Below are 16,032 nucleotides of genomic sequence, written 5' to 3'. Positions count from 1 at the left end.
TCGCGGCTTGAAGCGCGGATCCGTTGTGCCGAAAGGTGTTAGCGGGTCGCGCGACAGCGCTCCACCGAAATCGTCTTCCGCCTGCCGCGAGCCCCGATGTCCCCGACCTATATCGATACCTACTACCGCCGCACACTCGCTTCGGCCGACGGCTACCCGCCTGCCGAGGGGCAGATCAAAGCGGAGATCTGCATCGTCGGCGGCGGGCTGGCAGGGCTCACCGCCGCGCTCGAACTGGCCCGCGCCGGACGGTCGGTCGTGCTGCTGGAAGCGCAGCGTGTCGCCTGGGGCGCCTCGGGGCGCAATGGCGGCTTCGTCAGCGCTGGCTATGCGACCTCGCTCTCGGCCATCGAGCGCCAGGCAGGGCGTCAGCAGGCCGAAGAACTCTATCGCCTGACCCTCGAAGGCGTCGGCATCGTCCGGCGCAATATCGAAAGCCTCGGCATCGCCGACGCCGCGCCCTCGCCCGGCATCATGCGGGTCGTGCGCCATGATGGCGGCGCGGCGCTGCAACAGGAGCGGGACGCGCAGGAAAAGCGCTTCGGGCGCAAACTGCGCTATCTCGGGCGGGAGGAAACGCGCGGGCTGCTGCGCTCGCCGAAATACCACGCCGCGCTGGCAGACGACGACGCCTTCCACTTCCATCCGCTGAACTATGCGCACGGCCTTGCTCGCGAGCTCGTGCGGAGCGGCGGCGTGATCCATGAAGGCTCGCCGGTCCTCTCCTGCGAGCTGGAGGGACCGGTGAAGCATCTGCGCACGGCGCAGGCCACAATCGAGGCAGAGCAACTGCTGTTCACCACGGGCGGCTATACCGGCGGCCTGTTCGCGCCGTTGAAGCGCGCCTTTCTGCCGATCGCGACCTATGTGCTGCTGACCGAGACGGCGCCGGAGTTGATCCGCGAGGCCATCCGGACCAGCGCAGGCGTTGGCGACGACCGGCGCGCCGGTGATTACTACCGATTGGTCGAAGGCGGCTCCCGCATCCTCTGGGGCGGCCGCATCACGACGCGCACGACCGAGCCGCGCGATGTCGCCGCGCTCCTGCGCCGCGAGATGGTCACAACCTATCCGCAGCTCTCGGAACTCAAGGTCGAGCTCGCCTGGTCGGGCCTGATGTCCTATGCGCGTCATCTGATGCCGCAGATCGGTCAGTATCGCCCGGGTGTCTGGTACTGCACCGCCTTCGGCGGCCACGGCATGAACACGACGGCGGTTGGCGGCGCCGTCATCGCGGAGGCGATCCGAGGCGCGAGCGATCGGTTCAAGCTGTTTGCCCCATTCGGCCTCGCCTGGAACGGCGGGCCGTTCGGCACCGCCGCGGTCCAGCTGACCTATTGGCGCTACCAGGCAGCCGATTTCCTGCGGGAACGCCGGCAGTAACGGCCGGATCGGCGCCAGGGCGGTTCTTCGAATCGTAGCGGTGCTCTTCAACAGTCGGGAAATAACTCCACGCTAACGATGATTCGGGGCGTTCCGTCCGCGCGTCTGCTCGACCGCGATCGGGGCCCACTGCGCGTCGATGAGAGATTGAACCATGAAGAGCCTGACGATACGCCGCCGTATCCTGCTCAGCTTCGCCGCCGTGATGGCAGTGATGTCTGCCATCGCGGCGCTCTGCTATGTCTGGTTCCTGCAGACCGAGCGCGAGGCGCTGACCGTCGAAACCAATACGGTGCCCGGCCTCTACTACAGCGCGCAGCTGACCACGGCCTGGACCGGAGCCCGCGGCCTCATCCGCGAATTCCAGCTTTCGGACACGGCGGCGGAAAGGACCCGCGCAAGCGATGCCATCCTCGCGAGCAGGGAGACGATGCGCTCCCTGCTGAAGGCGTATCAACCCACCATCGACTCCGAGGAGGATCGCAAGAACTACGCCGAGGCGCAGCGGCTGTTCGAGCAATATGTCCCGATCGAGGACGCGATGCTCGCGTCCTCGAAGCTCGCGGCCACCAATGGGCAGGCGATCGATCAGAGCGCCATCGTGAAGGACCAGATCGAACCGCTCGCGACCCGGCTCGGCAGCGCCCTCCGGACCATGATGGAGTTCAACAAGACCGAGGCCGACGACTCGACCCGCAACATCGTCCGCATCGTCCGCGCCGCCGAGTTCGGGCTGATCATCGCTTTCGTCGTCGCGCTCGGCCTCGCGATCCTCTGCGGCTATCTGCTGTTCCGGGCGATCACCGTGCCGCTCGGCAAGCTGCTGGGCATTGTCGAGGTGATGCGGCGCGGCGATTTCAGCGAGAGGCTCGCCCTCGCGCGGCGCGACGAATTCAGCACGCTGGCGGATGGCGTCAACGCCATGGCCGACGACCTGGCCGGGCTGATCGGGCAGATCCAGAAGTCGAGCATCCAGGTCAACACCTCGATCACGGAAGTCGCCGCGACATCGAAGGAGCAACAGGCAACGGCGAGCGAGATCGCCGCGACCACGACGGAGATCGGCGCGACGTCCAAGGAGATTTCCGCGACCTCGAACGAGCTCGTGCGGACGATGGACGAGGTCTCCGCCGTGGCCGAGCAGACCGCGACGCTCGCCGGCGGCGGCCAGGCGGGCCTCGCGCGGATGGAGGCCACGATGCATCAGGTGATGGAGGCGGCCGGCGCGATCAACGCCAAGCTCGCGATCCTCAGCGAGAAGGCCGGCAACATCAATCAGGTCGTCACCACCATCACCAAGGTCGCCGACCAGACCAACCTGCTGTCGCTGAACGCCGCGATCGAGGCGGAGAAGGCGGGGCAATACGGGCGCGGCTTCGCCGTCGTGGCGACCGAGATTCGCCGCCTCGCCGACCAGACTGCCGTCTCGACCTACGACATCGAGCAGATCGTCAAGGACATCCAGTCGGCCGTCGCCGCCGGTGTGATGGGCATGGACAAGTTCTCCGAGGAGGTCCGGCGCGGCATGCAGGATGTCCAGCAGGTCGGCGGGCAACTGTCGGAGATCATCGAGCAGGTGCAGGGGTTGGTGCCGCGCTTCGAGGTCGCGAACGACGGCATGCAGGCGCAGGCGACCGGCGCTGGCCAGATCAGCGAGGCGCTGGCGCAGCTCAGCGAAGCCGCGCAACAGACCGTCGAATCCCTGCAGCAATCCACCCTGGCGATCGACGAGCTGAACCAGGTGTCGAGCGGGCTGCGCAGCAGCATCTCGCGCTTCAAGCTCCGGGCCTGACGGAGGCCCGAACGGGAGCGACAGATGCTGTTCCTGATGTTCCAGCTCGGGGCGGATCGCTACGTGCTCGACACCGCGCAGGTCGAGACCGTGCTGCCGCTGCTGTCCGTGAAGCAGCTACCGGCCGCTCCAGCCGGTGTCGCCGGCGCGATCAGCTATCGCGGCACGCCCGTGCCGCTGATCGACCTCTCCCTGCTCGCGCTCGGCCGCCCGGCCGCGCCGGTGCTGAGCACCCGGATCATCCTGCTGCACTATCCGACGGAACAGGGAGATCCCAGGCTCCTCGGGCTGATCGCCGAGCGGGCCATCGAGACCGTCGCGCGCGATCCCGCCGATTTCACCGCCTCCGGCGTCGAGGCCGGGACGCCGGCCTATCTCGGACCGGTCGCGGCCGACGAGGAGGGCCTCATTCAGTGGATCAGGGCGGAAGCGCTGCTGCCACCGGAGATCCGCGACATCCTGTTCCGGCAGATGACGGCAGAGCCGTGATGGAGAAGGGCGCGGCCACCGGCGACTTCGAGCGTATCCTTCGGGAGATGATCGGGCTGAGCATCGAGACAGTCGGCCCCTCCGTCATCCGTCACGCCCTGACGCGGCGCATGACGGCTTGCGGGCAGCCTGACCTCGAGGCCTATCGGCGATACTTCGCCGAGAACGAGAGCGAGCGCCAGGAACTGGTCGACTGCGTCGTCGTGCCGGAGACCTGGTTCTTTCGCGATCGCGAGGCCTTCGCCGCGATGGCGCGCAAGGCACGCGAGTTGCGGCGCGCGGAGCGCCCGATCCGGCTGCTGAGCCTGCCCTGCTCGACGGGCGAAGAGCCCTATTCCATGGCGATGGCGCTGTTCGATGCCGGATTCGAGCCGAAGGATTTCGCGATCGACGCCATCGACGTCAGCAGCCGCAACCTCCTGCTGGCCGAGCGGGCCGTTTATGGGCGCAACTCCTTCCGGGGCAGCGACCTCGCGTTCCGGGCACTTTACTTCGAGGCGCTCGACGGCGAATTTCGGCCGCATGAGCTCGTGCGGCGGCAGGTCCGGTTTTCGCTCGGCAACGTCCTCGATCCGGCGCATGCGCCCGGGCGCGACGCGTACGACATCATCTTCTGCCGCAATCTCCTGATCTATTTCGATCGCGAGACGCAGGCCGTCGCCCTTGCGGTGCTGCGTCAGGCCTTGGCCCCGGAGGGGTTGCTGCTCGTCGGACCGGGAGAGTCCGGCCTGCCCTCCCTGTACGGCTTCACGGGCGCGCGCCTGCCGCGCGCATTCGCCTTTACGAAGGCCCCTACCCCGCCGAGCATCGAAACCATGGCGCGCCCCGCGCCGGCACCGCAGGCGCGCCACAAGCCGCCGGTTTCCATCCTCTCCGGCGCTGCCCCGCCACAGAAACATCGGCCCTTCACGGCTCCGCTGCGGACCGCATCGCAGGCCTCGGCCGTGCCGCCCGATGGCGAGGCTACGGGACTTGCCGCCATCGAGAATGCCGCCAATGCCGGGCGCCTGGCCGAAGCGCGTATCGCGGCGGAGCGCCACATCGCCGCATTCGGCCCATCGGCGCAGGTCTTCTACCTGCTCGGCCTCGCCCAGGATGCCGACAACGCCGAGGAGGCCGCCGCGGGCAATTACCGCAAGGCGCTCTATCTTGCGCCGGACCACCGCCAGGCGCTGGCGCATCTCAAGCTGCTGCTGCAACGCCGCGGTGACGAGACGGGCGCCAGGGCGCTCGCCAACCGGCTCGATCGGCTGACGAAGAGGAGCGGAACCTGATGTCCGTCGCAGTCGAGATCACGCCGGAGCCCGCGAGCGGCATCAACGAATGCTGGCGAAAGATCGGCGTCCGGGGCGACCAGTCCTGCCCCGAGCTCGAGGCGCATCTGCATTGCCGCAACTGCCCGACCCATGCGCAGATCGCCCGCCAGCTGCTCGATCGGGCGGTGCCGCAGGGCTACCGCGAGGAATGGACCCGCTTCTTCGCTCAGCCGGCGGGCGACGGCGCGAAACGGGACGCGCTCGAGACCGTCCTGATCTTCAGGATCGGAGCGGAATGGCTCGCCCTGCCAGCCACCGCCTGCCAGGAGATCGCCGAACCGCGCGCAATCCATTCGCTGCCCCACCGCCGCAGCAGCGCCGTTCGCGGCATCGTCAACGTCCGTGGCGAGTTGCTCGTCTGCGTCGCCCTGTCCGAACTGCTTGGGATCGATGCCGACGCGGTGCCCCGGACAAGCGAGCGGATCACGGCCTTCCGCCGTCTCGTGGTGGTCGGCGCCGAAGGCAGGCGCTCGGCCTTCGAAGTCGACGAGGTCCACGGGCTCTACAGCTTCGACCGGAATGACCTTGGCATGGCCCCCGCCACGATCGGCAAGGCCGCCGCGAGCGCCGTCGCTGGCGTCATCGCCTGGAATGGGCGGGCAGTGGGCTGTCTCCACGACGGAAGGCTGGCCGGGCTGATCGACCGGAGCATCGCATGAGCGGCGAGGATTTCAGCGAGTTCTCCCTGCTCGAGCTGTTCCGCGCCGAACTCTCCACGCAGTCTCAGGCGCTGACGACCGGGCTTCTGGCACTGGAGCGCGATCCGGTGGCGGCCACGCATCTGGAAGCCTGCATGCGGGCCGCGCATTCCCTCAAGGGCGCAGCGCGGATCATCGACCTGACTCCAGCTGTACGGATCGCCCATGAGATGGAGGAGTGCCTGGTCGCAGCGCAGCACGGAAAGCTGCGGCTTAACCACGGCCACATAGATACCCTGCTCAAGGGCATCGATCTTCTGGCAACCCTGTCCTCCGACGAGGGCCCCGATGCAGCCGAGGCGGAGCGGCGGATCGGCAGCTTCATAGCGGCGCTACAGCAGGCTTCCGCCGGCGGCGTACCGGATGGCCCCGAGAGCGCCGGACCGGCGCCCGAACAGAATACCGCCCCGCTCACCGAAAGCAGCACGCTGTCGACGTCTGCCGAGACCGGCTCGCCCCCCCTGTCCGACGACGGGCAGGGCGGCCGCATGGTCCGGGTCACGGCGGAGAGCCTCAATCGCCTGCTCGGCCTCGCCGGCGAGTCGTTGATGGCATCCCGGCGCCTGCGACCTTTCAACGACGGGCTATTACGGCTGCGGCGAGCGCAGGCCGAGCTCGCCCGGAGCGTCGACGCCCTCCAGACCGCGCTGCCGGCCGCGACGACCGATCCGCACGCGCTGCAGGCGCTGGAGGCCGTGCAGATCAGGCTGCAGGAAAGCCAGGCGATCCTGAGCGAGCGACTCGACGAGTTCGACGTGGTCGACCGGCAGGCCACCGATCTTGCCAGCCGGCTCTACGACGAGACGCTGGCAAGCCGCATGCGGCCCTTCGACGACGGCGTCCGGCACTTCTCCCGCACGGTCCGGGACATCGGGCGGGCGCTCGGCAAGACGGTTCGCCTCGACATCGTCGGCGGCACGACGAGCATCGATCGCGATATCCTGGAGCAGCTCGACGCCCCGCTCGGCCATCTCTTGCGCAACGCGGTCGATCACGGGCTCGAAACGCCAGAGGAACGGCGCGCAGCCGGCAAGCCGGCCGAAGGCGTCATCCGCCTCGAAGCACGGCATCATGCCGGCCTCCTGCAGATCATCGTCTCGGATGACGGCCGCGGCATCGATCTCGACGCTTTACGGCAAGCGACGCTCGAACGTGGCTTCAGCACGACTGAGACGGTCCACCACCTCAGCGAGGCGGAGCTGCTGGAGTTTCTCTTCCTGCCCGGCTTCTCGATGAAGCCGACGATCAGCGACATCTCCGGGCGTGGCGTTGGCCTCGACGCAGTCCAGGCAATGGTGCGCCAGACGCGTGGACAGGTCGAGATCACCTCGCGGCTCGGCCATGGCACCCGCTTTCAGCTACAGCTGCCGCTTACGCTGTCCGTCATCCGGGCCTTGCTCGTCGAGATCGCTGGGGAGCCCTACGCCCTCCCCCTTGCCGCGATCACGCAGGCGCTGCGACTGCCGCTGGAACGGATCGCCTCGCTCGAAGGCAGGCCGCATTTCCAATTCGACGGCCGGCAGGTCGGGCTCGTCACCGCGCATGAGGTTCTCGGTCACGGCGAGCCCAGCTCGGCCGGGGCCGAACTTGCGGCCGTGGTCGTCGGCCAGGGCAACGACATCTATGCCATGGTTGTCGATCGTTTCCTCGGCGAGCACGAACTCGTGGTGCGTCCGCTCGATCCACGGCTGGCCAAGGTCAAGGACGTCAGCGCCGCCGCCCTCATGGAGGACGGTTCCCCCGTGCTGATTCTCGATGTCGAGGATCTGATCCGCTCGATGGAGAAGCTGGTTTCGAGCGGTCGCCTGAAGCCGCTGGAGCACCGGGCGGAACGCACCGCGCAGAGGCAGCGCAAGCGCATCCTGGTCGTCGACGATTCGCTCACCGTGCGCGAGCTGGAACGGAAGCTGCTCGCCTATCGCGGCTTCGAGGTCGAGGTCGCAGTCGACGGGATGGATGGGTGGAATGCCGTCCGTTCAGGCGCGTTCGACCTCGTCGTGACCGATATCGATATGCCCCGCATGGACGGAATCGAGCTCGTGACCCTGCTCAAGAAAGACAACGGCCTGCGGAACATCCCGGTGATGATCGTTTCCTACAAGGACCGCGAGGAGGATCGGCGCCGAGGCCTCGACGCTGGCGCCGATTACTATTTGACCAAGAGCAGCTTCCACGACGAGACTTTGCTCCACGCCGTCGAAGATCTCATCGGCGAGCCATGAGCGCCTGCATGAAGGACCTCCCATGAGAGTCGGCCTGGTCAACGATCTGCCCATGGCCGTCGAAGTCCTGCGACGGATCGTGACGTCGACCGCGGAGCACAAGGTCGCCTGGATCGCCATGGACGGGTCGGAAGCCGTGGCGGCCGCCCGGCGCGACCTTCCCGATCTCATCCTGATGGACCTGAACATGCCGGTCATGGACGGCGTCGAGGCCACCCGGCAAATCATGGCCGAGACCCCCTGCCCGATCCTGCTCGTCACGGCCAGCGTGGATGCCAATGTCTCGGGCGTCTACGAGGCCATGGGCTATGGCGCGCTCGACGCCGTCGACATCCCCGTCATCGGCGCGAATGGCATCGCTTCGACTCAAGGCGGCGCGCTGCTGGCGCGCATGTCGGCGGTCGGCCGCCTCGCCAGCGACCTGCCGCGAACGCTGCGCAAATCGCGCCCGCCGGCGCCGCGCAGCGCTTCGACGCAGCAGCTCGTCGCCATCGGAGCCTCCGCCGGGGGCCCCGCGGCCGTCGCTACCCTGCTCGCCGGGCTGCCGCAGGGCTTCTCGGCAGCGATCGTTCTCGTCCAGCACCTCGACGCGCAGTTCGTCCCGGGCTTCGCGAGCTGGCTCGAACAGCAAAGCGGGATCACGGTGCGCGCTGCCCTGCAAGGAGACCGCCCCGTACCGGGCAACGTGCTGATCGCCGCCAGCGCGGACCATCTCGTCTTCACCTCGGCCGATGAGCTCGGCTACCGGGCGGAACCGCGCGACTACGCCTATCGCCCCTCGGTCGATGCCTTCTTCGAGAGTGTCGCACAACAATGGCGCGGAAGCGCGGTCGGCGTGCTGCTCACCGGCATGGGGCGGGATGGCGCCCGTGGATTGAAGCTGCTGCGCGACAAGCACCATTTGACAATCGCGCAGGATCAGGCGACCAGCGCCGTCTACGGCATGCCCAAGGCAGCTGCGGCCATCGGCGCCGCCACCGAAATTCTGCCCCTGACCGCAATCGCGCCGCGCCTCGCCGAGGTCTGCGGCCAGCCGGCGCTCTAGAAGGCTTACCATGGCAGGCGAACCCACCACCTCCTCCCCCGATGCCCAGCTCCCCGTCGACAATTATCTGGCGATGGTGCTGCTCGTGGACGATCAGGTCATGGTCTGCGAGGCGGTCCGGCGGGCGCTGACGCATCAGGGCGACGTGGACTTCCACTATTGCACGGACCCGCTGGACGCGATCGAAGTAGCCCAGCGCGTCAAACCGACCGTTATCCTGCAGGATCTGGTGATGCCCGGTGTGGATGGGCTCGATCTGGTGCGGCGCTATCGCAAGCACCCTGCGCTCCACAGCGTGCCGGTCATCGTGCTGTCGACCAAGGAAGACCCGGCGATCAAAAGCGAGGCCTTCCAGGCCGGCGCCAACGACTATCTGGTGAAGCTCCCGGACAAGATCGAGCTGATCGCGCGCATCCGTTACCACACCCGGGCCTATATCGATCACCTCCAGCGCGACGAGGCATACCGGGCGCTGCGCGAGAGCCAGCGCGAGCTCATGCGCGCCAATCTCGAGCTTGAGCGACTGACACGGATCGACGGGCTGACCGGGCTCGGCAACCGCCGCTACTTCGACGAGTATCTCGCAGCCGAGTGGAAACGGGGCGTGCGGACCGGCAACCCGCTCTCCGTGCTGATGATCGATGTCGATCATTTCAAGCGCTACAACGATGCCTATGGCCATCTCGCAGGCGACGACGTGCTGAAGCAGGTGGCCGGCGTGATCCAGAACGGTGCGTGCCGCTCGACCGACCTCGCCGCCCGGTTCGGCGGCGAGGAATTCGTCGTGATCCTGACCGATGTGCCGCCCGAGGGCGCGGCCCATGTGGCGGAGGCCATGGTCCAGGGCGTGCGCGACCTGAACATTCCCCATGGCTCCGGGCGCGTGACGATCAGCGTCGGCGTGGCGACAGCCTGGCCGAGCGCCGAGACCGGCCCTGGCGGCCTCGTCAATGCGGCCGATCTCGCACTGTTCCGGGCGAAGAACGGCGGGCGCGACCGCGCGGTATTCTCTGAGGCGGCGCCGGCCGAGGGAGGCTAGCCGGCGCAGCCCTGGTGCCGGGTTTGCAATCGCCCTGTCTCAGATCGACCGGGTGATGCCGCCGTCGACGCGCAGGTTCTGGCCGGTGATGTAGCCCGCATCCGGCGAGACCAGGAAGGCGATGGCCCCGGCGATCTCGGCGCTCGTCCCGTAGCGTTTCATCGGCACGCTCTGGCGCCGCTCCTCCGTCGCAGGCAGGCTGTCGATCCAGCCCGGCAGAACGTTGTTCATGCGGACATTGTCGGCCGCGTAGGTGTCGACGAAGATCTTGGTGAAGGATGCCAGCCCGGCCCGGAACACGGCCGAGGTCGGGAACATCGCGCTCGGCTCGAAGGCCCAGGCCGTCGAGATGTTGACGATCGCGCCAGCCTTCTGCGCCTGCATGATCGGCGCCACCAACCGCACCGGGCGGATGACGTTCATCAGATAGACGTCGAGCCCGCGATGCCAGTCCTCGTCGGTGATCTCGAGGATCGGAGCGCGCGGCCCATGGCCGGCACTGTTGACGAGTGCGTCGATGCGGCCCCAGCGCTCCATCGCGAGATCGACGAGGCGGCGCAGATCGTCGTTCGACTGGTTGGAGCCGGTAACGCCGATCCCTCCAAGTTCCTGCGCCAGCGCTTCGCCCTTGCCGGACGAAGACAGGATGGCGACCCGGAAGCCGTCCGCCGCCAGGCGCTTCGCCGCGGCGGCGCCCATGCCGCTGCCGCCTGCGGTGACGAGAGCCACTTTTTCTGTCGCCATGCTTGTCTCCACTGTCGCTGCGCAGCACTATCGGGCAGCGCATTCCACGAGCCGGCGAATTTCCTACCACTCCGCTCCGTGCCTGACGAACCAGTTTCACTCGCATCGGCCTGTAGAAAAACTATCGCATGACCGGCCGCATCCATCGCCTGCCCTCGCTCAACGGCCTGCGCGTCTTCGAGGTCGCCTCGCGCCATCTCAATTTTCGCCTCGCTGCCGAGGAGCTCGGGGTCACGCAAGGCGCCGTCGCCCAGCAGATCCGCCAGCTCGAAACGGAGCTCGGCCTCAAGCTCTTCGAACGGCTGCCGCGGACGCTGGCGCCCACTGAGGCCGGGCGAAGCTACGTCGCCTCCGTGCGGCGGGCCTTCGAGCTGATTTCGGACGCAACCGAGGAACTCCGGCCCGCGCCGCTGCACCTGACCATCAGCGTGACGCCGAGCTTCGCCTCGCGTTGGCTCATCCCGCGCCTGCCGGATTTCACCGACGCCCATCCCGGCATCGACCTGCGCATCGTCGCCACCGACCGCCTCTCCGATTTCCGAACCGATGCGGTCGACCTCGCCGTCCGGCTCGGGCGGCCGCCCTTCGGAGCGGGGCTCAGCGCCGAACTGCTCTATGAGCAGAGGATCATCGCCGTCGGCAGCCCGCTCCTGTTGGAAAAGCTCGGCGATCCGGCAGATCCCGGCACCTTCGCGCGCTATCCCTTGCTGCATGATGGCCATGATTTCTGGCCGGCGTTTCTGGGGGCCGTTTTCCCCGCCGCCGCACCGAAGTCCGCCCAGAACATCCGCTTCAACCAGACGGCGCTTGCGCTGGATGCCGCCATTGCCGGCCAGGGACTGGCGCTGACGAGCCGCTTCCTCGTCGACGACGATATCGCGCGCGGGCGGCTCGTCCCTCTCTTCGGTGCCGAGCTGCCGATCGAGGCCGGCTTCTACATCCTGTCGCCGCGCCGGCCCCGGCATCCGGAGCCGGTCGCAGCCGTACGCGGCTGGCTGACCGAGGCCGCCGGAATGGGCTGACGGCAGCGCAAGAAACTTGCATCCCGCGAGGCGGATTGGAGCGCCTCTTTCGCGCCGCCTGCCCTAACGATGGAACCGACTGACCTGCGAGGCCGCGACCATGCCCGAACTCGATCTTGAGACGCTTCAGGCCGAGATGACGTCATGGCGGCGGCATCTGCATGCCCATCCCGAATTCGGCTTCGAGGAGGCGGGGACGGCCGCCTTCGTCGCCGCGAAGCTGCGCGAATTCGGGTTCGACGAGGTGGCCGAGGGCGTGGGCGGCACCGGCGTCGTCGGCACGCTGAAGCGCGGCACGGGAAACCGCGCGATCGCGTTGCGCGCCGACATGGACGCGCTGCGCATCGCCGAACAGGGCGATCATCCCTACCGCTCGCAGACGCCCGGCGTGATGCATGCCTGCGGCCATGACGGGCACACGGCGATGCTGCTCGGCGCAGCCAAGCTGCTCGCGGCCGAGGGCGGCTTCGATGGCACGGTGCGCTTCCTGTTCCAGCCCGCAGAAGAATGGGGCAAGGGCGCGCTCGCCATGCTCGCCGACGGCCTGATGGAACGCTTTCCCTTCGACGAGGTCCATGGCCTGCACAACATGCCCGGCCTCGCCGTCGGACAGTTCCAGACCCGCACCGGGTCGTTCATGTCGGCGGAGGACAATTTCGAGATCGTGCTGAAGGGCGTGGGCGGGCACGCCGCAAGGCCGCATTCCGGCAACGAGGTTCTGGTCGCGGCCTGCGCGCTCGTCACCAACCTGCAGACCATCGTCTCGCGGCGGCTGAGCCCGGCGGACATCGCCGTGGTCTCGGTGACGGAACTCCTGACCGACGGCACCCGGAACGTCCTGCCCGGGACCGCGCGCATCCTCGGCGACGCCCGCAGCTTCCGCCCCGAGGTCAGCGCCGAGATCGAGCGGCAGATGGGGATCATCGCTCAGGGCACGGCGCAGAGCTACAATCTCAGCGCCGAGCTGCATTACACCCGCGAATTCGTGCCGCTGGTGAACGACGAGACGATGGTGCAGGAGGCATTCGCCGCGGCGCGCACGGTGTTCGACGATGGCGACGTCTCAGTCGCGCGCGAGCCGATGACAGGGTCGGAGGACTTCGCCCGCTTCCTCGACCATGTGCCGGGCTGCTTCGCCTATGTCGGGAACGGCGAGGATTCTGCGCCGCTCCACAATCCCCGCTACGATTTCGACGATCGCGGGCTGATCCACGGCGCACGCTATCACGCCGCCATCGCCCGCCGCAGGCTCTCCCCCGGCTGAGGAGGTCTCAGTTCCGCTTCGGCCGGCGGACGGCCCGGACCGTACTCTTCGAGGTGCTGCCGCAGAAGAAGAGGTCGTCGCCGTTCGACTCGATGCCCGAGACGCCCTCGCCCGCCGGCATGGCGAGGCTGTCCAGCACCTTGCCCGTGGCGGGATCGACCCGGCGCAGCTCGCTTTCCTCGCCTTCCCAGGTTCCGTGCCAGAGCTCACCGTCGACCCAGGTGACACCGGTGACGAAGCGGTTGGACTCGATGGTGCGCAGCGTCTTGCCGGTCTCCGGATCGATCTGGTGGATCTTGCGATCCCGGTACGCGCCGACCCAGAGCGCTCCCTCGGCCCAGGCCAGCCCGGAATCGCCGCCGCCGCCGGGCGCGGGAATCGTCGACAGCACGGCGCCTGTACGAGGGTCGATCTTCTGGATGCGGTCCTCGGCGATCTGGAACAGATGGCTGCCGTCAAAGGCCGTGCCCGCATGGGCGGACACGTCGAGGGCGCGCTCCACCTTCCCGCTCGCGGGATCGAGCGCGTTCAACCGGTCGCCTGAGGCGAACCAGACCCGCTCGCCGTCGAAGCTCACGCCATGGATCTTGTCGACGCCCGGAAATGGGCCGTATTCGCGGATGATCTCTGCCTTGGATACCGTCATGGTTCTGCTCCGTGGGGATGGCGACGGTGCGACCCTAGCCACCGCGCCAAGGCGCCGTGAGTAACAAGCTCGTCGCGAAACCGGGGATGGCCGGCATCGTCCAGCGCCGCGCGCGCGCCTGCCCGTAAGACTGCACCTTGCCGGCCGAAGCCAGTTCCTCGAGCGCGCGCTGGACATTGCGCTGGCTGGCACTGAGGGCCAGAGCGAGCGCCGAACTAGACCAGCTCTCGCCATCGGCGAGAAAGGCGAGCACCGCCGCGTGCTTCTCCTCGACAGGGCGTGCCAGCACGACCAACTCGGGTGCATGGCGCGGCGCCATCGCGAAACCGCCGCGCGTGGCAGCCAGCCTCGCAACCGGCCGCAACGCCGCTCGCAAACGCCCGATCTCGACACGCAGGCGGGCGCGGTGCGATTCATCGGTGAATTTCGCCCCGAACGCCCGCGCAATCAGCACTTCGCGCGACGCATCGGAGGGCCACACTTCGGCAAGAGCCCGCGCCAGAGCAACGAGCACCGGACGGGTCGCGAGGGAGACCGAAACCTGCCTGTCGCGCACGGCGAAGCGGCAAGCATCGACGATCAGGGCGGGCGAGGAGTGCAAAGCTTCGACGTCGCGAAGGCGGAGATTGCACTCTTTGCCGTTCGCGATCAGCCGCGCCGCCGGTGCCTCAAGGGCCGCGGATGCTGCCTCCACCTCGGCCAGCAGCGCCGGGATGCCGCCTCTGCCGGCCGCTTCGCGCGCGTCATCCAGAGCTTCCCGGGCTGCGCCCGCACGCAATCTGCGCAAGGCGATGCCTGCGGTCGCGAGCCCATGCACGGCCTGGAGCGGCGAAGGCAGCGGCACGGGGTCCATCGCAGCGAGCGCCTGTTCGGCCGCGTCGAGCCGGCCGATCAGCACGAGGCGACGGATGTCGAGATAACGGGCATGCGCGGCATTGATCCGGTCGCCATGGGCCTCCAGCACCGCCGCCGCCGCCGAGAGCCTGCGGGGCGGCCAGATCAGGTCACGCTACGCCAGGGCGATCTCGGCCTCGGCGACGACACAGCGAGCCCGCGCGACGACCTCGCGCGCCCCGAAGCCGCGTGTAGCCCGGCGCAACAGGAGCTTGGCGCGCGGAAAATCGCCGAGCTGCGCCATGGCGATGCCACGTAGGGCCAGCGCGGGCGGATCGTCGCGCAAGGCAACGCGGTTCAGGGCGCCCAATGGATCGCCCGAGGCGAGTGCCCGGCCGGCGGCGGTGATCAGCGAGTCCATCGGAATCCCGCCAAACTTGTCACTCCCTTCCCGCGTTCTCTCCGCAGTAGCACCAATCGGCGCGCCGCGGCGAGCGGCGCAGGACATCCGGCGACAGAAGGGAAGCATGATGACGACACATCGTATCGGAACGCGCGAGGAATGGCTGGCGGCCCGGCTCGAACTGCTCGAAGCCGAGAAGCACTACACGCGGCAGGGCGACGCACTGGCGCAGCAACGGCAAGCACTGCCCTGGGTCAGGATCGACCGCGACTACCGCTTCGACACCGAGGAGGGCGAGGCATCGCTCGCCGATCTCTTCCGAGGACGCTCGCAGCTCCTCGTCTATCATTTCATGTTCGGCCCGGACTATCAGGCGGGCTGCCCGTCCTGCTCGGCCATCGCCGACGGGTTCAACGGCAGTACCGCGCATCTGGCCAACCACGACGTGATGCTGTGGGCGGTATCGCGGGCGCCGCTCGCAAAACTCCTCGCCTTTCGCGAACGGATGGGCTGGAGCTTCCCCTGGGCCTCATCGAGCGACAGCGGCTTCAATTTCGACTTCAACGTCTCCTTCACGGAGGAGCAGGAGCGCACCACGGGGATCGACTACAACTTCCGGCACAAGCCGAAATTCGAATGGCGCTCCGGCGGCAATCCGGTTGAGCGCAGCTTCGCGGAGATGGCCGGCACCGATGTCCCGACCTATCACCGCGAGCGCCCCGGCATGAGCGCCTTCATCCGCGAGAACGGCGCGATCTACCACAGCTACTCCGCCTATGCGCGCGGCGTGGACGGCATCTGGGCTATGTATGCCTGGCTCGATCGCGCCCCGAAGGGGCGCAACGAGGCAGACGGTCCCTGGTGGCGTCACCACGATCGCTACGAAACAGCTTCGTAAGCGCGGATCGGCGCTGTCCGATCAATCCTCGTCGTCGCGCGGCGGCCGGGCGCCCTCCCCGAGGATTTCGCGTTTTCCGGCGTGGTTTGCGGGGCCGACGATGCCCTCGTTCTCCATGCGCTCCATGATCGAGGCGGCGCGGTTGTAGCCGATCTGGAGGCGGCGCTGGATGTAGGAGGTCGAGGCCTTCTTGTCGCGCAGCACGACTGCGACCGCCTGCTCATAGGGGTCGTCCGA

14 protein-coding genes and 1 pseudogene are annotated in these 16,032 nt (G+C 68.0%); 11 read left to right on the top strand and 4 right to left on the bottom strand.

What is annotated here, in order from left to right; translation table 11 throughout:
- Positions 1 to 96 precede the first annotated feature (96 nt).
- From AC1DE3_RS22530 to AC1DE3_RS22495, 8 genes are all read left to right on the top strand, one after another.
- Positions 97 to 1,383, top strand: a complete 1,287-nt coding sequence (locus tag AC1DE3_RS22530; RefSeq protein WP_441513576.1) for an NAD(P)/FAD-dependent oxidoreductase — start codon at positions 97 to 99, stop codon at positions 1,381 to 1,383.
- Positions 1,384 to 1,537: 154 nt separating this feature from the next.
- Positions 1,538 to 3,175: a methyl-accepting chemotaxis protein gene (locus AC1DE3_RS22525; RefSeq protein WP_441513575.1), complete on the top strand. Its 1,638-nt coding sequence runs from the start codon at positions 1,538 to 1,540 to the stop codon at positions 3,173 to 3,175.
- A 24-nt stretch (positions 3,176 to 3,199) separates the two neighbouring features.
- Positions 3,200 to 3,664, top strand: a complete 465-nt coding sequence (locus tag AC1DE3_RS22520) for a chemotaxis protein CheW (RefSeq protein ID WP_441513574.1) — start codon at positions 3,200 to 3,202, stop codon at positions 3,662 to 3,664.
- The gene (locus AC1DE3_RS22515; protein ID WP_441513573.1) at positions 3,664 to 4,938 is read left to right on the top strand and encodes a CheR family methyltransferase; all 1,275 of its coding nucleotides are present in this window, start codon (positions 3,664 to 3,666) and stop codon (positions 4,936 to 4,938) included. Before AC1DE3_RS22520 ends, AC1DE3_RS22515 begins: the two co-directional genes overlap by 1 nt.
- Positions 4,938 to 5,639: a chemotaxis protein CheW gene (locus tag AC1DE3_RS22510; protein ID WP_441513572.1), complete on the top strand. Its 702-nt coding sequence runs from the start codon at positions 4,938 to 4,940 to the stop codon at positions 5,637 to 5,639. Before AC1DE3_RS22515 ends, AC1DE3_RS22510 begins: the two co-directional genes overlap by 1 nt.
- Positions 5,636 to 7,900 (top strand): hybrid sensor histidine kinase/response regulator, encoded by a 2,265-nt coding sequence (locus AC1DE3_RS22505; protein WP_476780886.1) that lies wholly within the window; start codon positions 5,636 to 5,638, stop codon positions 7,898 to 7,900. Before AC1DE3_RS22510 ends, AC1DE3_RS22505 begins: the two co-directional genes overlap by 4 nt.
- A gap of 22 nt (positions 7,901 to 7,922) precedes the next feature.
- Positions 7,923 to 8,945, top strand: coding sequence for a chemotaxis-specific protein-glutamate methyltransferase CheB (cheB, locus tag AC1DE3_RS22500; protein WP_476780885.1), 1,023 nt, complete (start codon positions 7,923 to 7,925; stop codon positions 8,943 to 8,945).
- Positions 8,946 to 8,955: 10 nt separating this feature from the next.
- A complete protein-coding gene (locus AC1DE3_RS22495) occupies positions 8,956 to 9,984 on the top strand; it encodes a GGDEF domain-containing response regulator (RefSeq protein WP_476852795.1) in 1,029 nt (342 codons plus the stop codon).
- Between the two features lie 39 nt (positions 9,985 to 10,023).
- Here AC1DE3_RS22495 and AC1DE3_RS22490 read toward each other — a convergent pair whose 3' ends face one another.
- The gene (locus AC1DE3_RS22490; protein WP_476780883.1) at positions 10,024 to 10,728 is read right to left on the bottom strand and encodes an SDR family oxidoreductase; all 705 of its coding nucleotides are present in this window, start codon (positions 10,726 to 10,728) and stop codon (positions 10,024 to 10,026) included.
- Positions 10,729 to 10,856: 128 nt separating this feature from the next.
- On the opposite strand from AC1DE3_RS22490, the gene AC1DE3_RS22485 reads away from it, so the two are divergent.
- Positions 10,857 to 11,750, top strand: coding sequence for a LysR substrate-binding domain-containing protein (locus AC1DE3_RS22485; RefSeq protein ID WP_476780882.1), 894 nt, complete (start codon positions 10,857 to 10,859; stop codon positions 11,748 to 11,750).
- Between the two features lie 100 nt (positions 11,751 to 11,850).
- The gene (locus AC1DE3_RS22480) at positions 11,851 to 13,014 is read left to right on the top strand and encodes an amidohydrolase (RefSeq protein WP_476780881.1); all 1,164 of its coding nucleotides are present in this window, start codon (positions 11,851 to 11,853) and stop codon (positions 13,012 to 13,014) included.
- A gap of 7 nt (positions 13,015 to 13,021) precedes the next feature.
- Here AC1DE3_RS22480 and AC1DE3_RS22475 read toward each other — a convergent pair whose 3' ends face one another.
- Together AC1DE3_RS22475 and AC1DE3_RS22470 are read right to left on the bottom strand one after the other, a co-directional pair.
- Positions 13,022 to 13,660 carry a Vgb family protein gene (locus tag AC1DE3_RS22475; protein ID WP_476780880.1) on the bottom strand — a complete coding sequence of 213 codons (639 nt, stop codon included), beginning with the start codon at positions 13,658 to 13,660 and terminating at the stop codon, positions 13,022 to 13,024.
- A gap of 34 nt (positions 13,661 to 13,694) precedes the next feature.
- Positions 13,695 to 14,915 (bottom strand): annotated as a pseudogene (locus tag AC1DE3_RS22470) (helix-turn-helix domain-containing protein).
- Between the two features lie 109 nt (positions 14,916 to 15,024).
- Here AC1DE3_RS22470 and AC1DE3_RS22465 point away from each other — a divergent pair.
- Positions 15,025 to 15,795 (top strand): DUF899 domain-containing protein, encoded by a 771-nt coding sequence (locus AC1DE3_RS22465; protein WP_476780915.1) that lies wholly within the window; start codon positions 15,025 to 15,027, stop codon positions 15,793 to 15,795.
- 21 nt (positions 15,796 to 15,816) lie between these two features.
- On the opposite strand, the gene AC1DE3_RS22460 is transcribed toward AC1DE3_RS22465, so the two are convergent.
- Positions 15,817 to 16,032 (bottom strand): DNA translocase FtsK (locus tag AC1DE3_RS22460; RefSeq protein ID WP_476852794.1); only part of this gene is annotated, 216 nt, incomplete at its 5' end.

This window comes from Allobosea sp. 10L417 (assembly GCF_056395485.1).
Note: the sequence above shows the minus strand (reverse complement) of the source record. Positions and strands in the feature narration are given on the sequence as shown.

What these genes read in the sequence shown, in the direction of transcription:
- AC1DE3_RS22525 (WP_441513575.1), top strand. Translation starts at nt 1,538, where the DNA reads ATGAAGAGCCTGACGATACGCCGCCGTATCCTGCTCAGCTTCGCCGCC.
- AC1DE3_RS22490 (WP_476780883.1), bottom strand. Translation starts at nt 10,728, where the DNA reads ATGGCGACAGAAAAAGTGGCTCTCGTCACCGCAGGCGGCAGCGGCATG.
- AC1DE3_RS22520 (WP_441513574.1), top strand. Translation starts at nt 3,200, where the DNA reads ATGCTGTTCCTGATGTTCCAGCTCGGGGCGGATCGCTACGTGCTCGAC.
- AC1DE3_RS22510 (WP_441513572.1), top strand. Translation starts at nt 4,938, where the DNA reads ATGTCCGTCGCAGTCGAGATCACGCCGGAGCCCGCGAGCGGCATCAAC.
- AC1DE3_RS22480 (WP_476780881.1), top strand. Translation starts at nt 11,851, where the DNA reads ATGCCCGAACTCGATCTTGAGACGCTTCAGGCCGAGATGACGTCATGG.
- AC1DE3_RS22485 (WP_476780882.1), top strand. Translation starts at nt 10,857, where the DNA reads ATGACCGGCCGCATCCATCGCCTGCCCTCGCTCAACGGCCTGCGCGTC.
- AC1DE3_RS22530 (WP_441513576.1), top strand. Translation starts at nt 97, where the DNA reads ATGTCCCCGACCTATATCGATACCTACTACCGCCGCACACTCGCTTCG.
- AC1DE3_RS22475 (WP_476780880.1), bottom strand. Translation starts at nt 13,660, where the DNA reads ATGACGGTATCCAAGGCAGAGATCATCCGCGAATACGGCCCATTTCCG.
- AC1DE3_RS22515 (WP_441513573.1), top strand. Translation starts at nt 3,664, where the DNA reads ATGGAGAAGGGCGCGGCCACCGGCGACTTCGAGCGTATCCTTCGGGAG.
- cheB (WP_476780885.1), top strand. Translation starts at nt 7,923, where the DNA reads ATGAGAGTCGGCCTGGTCAACGATCTGCCCATGGCCGTCGAAGTCCTG.
- AC1DE3_RS22465 (WP_476780915.1), top strand. Translation starts at nt 15,025, where the DNA reads ATGACGACACATCGTATCGGAACGCGCGAGGAATGGCTGGCGGCCCGG.
- AC1DE3_RS22505 (WP_476780886.1), top strand. Translation starts at nt 5,636, where the DNA reads ATGAGCGGCGAGGATTTCAGCGAGTTCTCCCTGCTCGAGCTGTTCCGC.
- AC1DE3_RS22495 (WP_476852795.1), top strand. Translation starts at nt 8,956, where the DNA reads ATGGCAGGCGAACCCACCACCTCCTCCCCCGATGCCCAGCTCCCCGTC.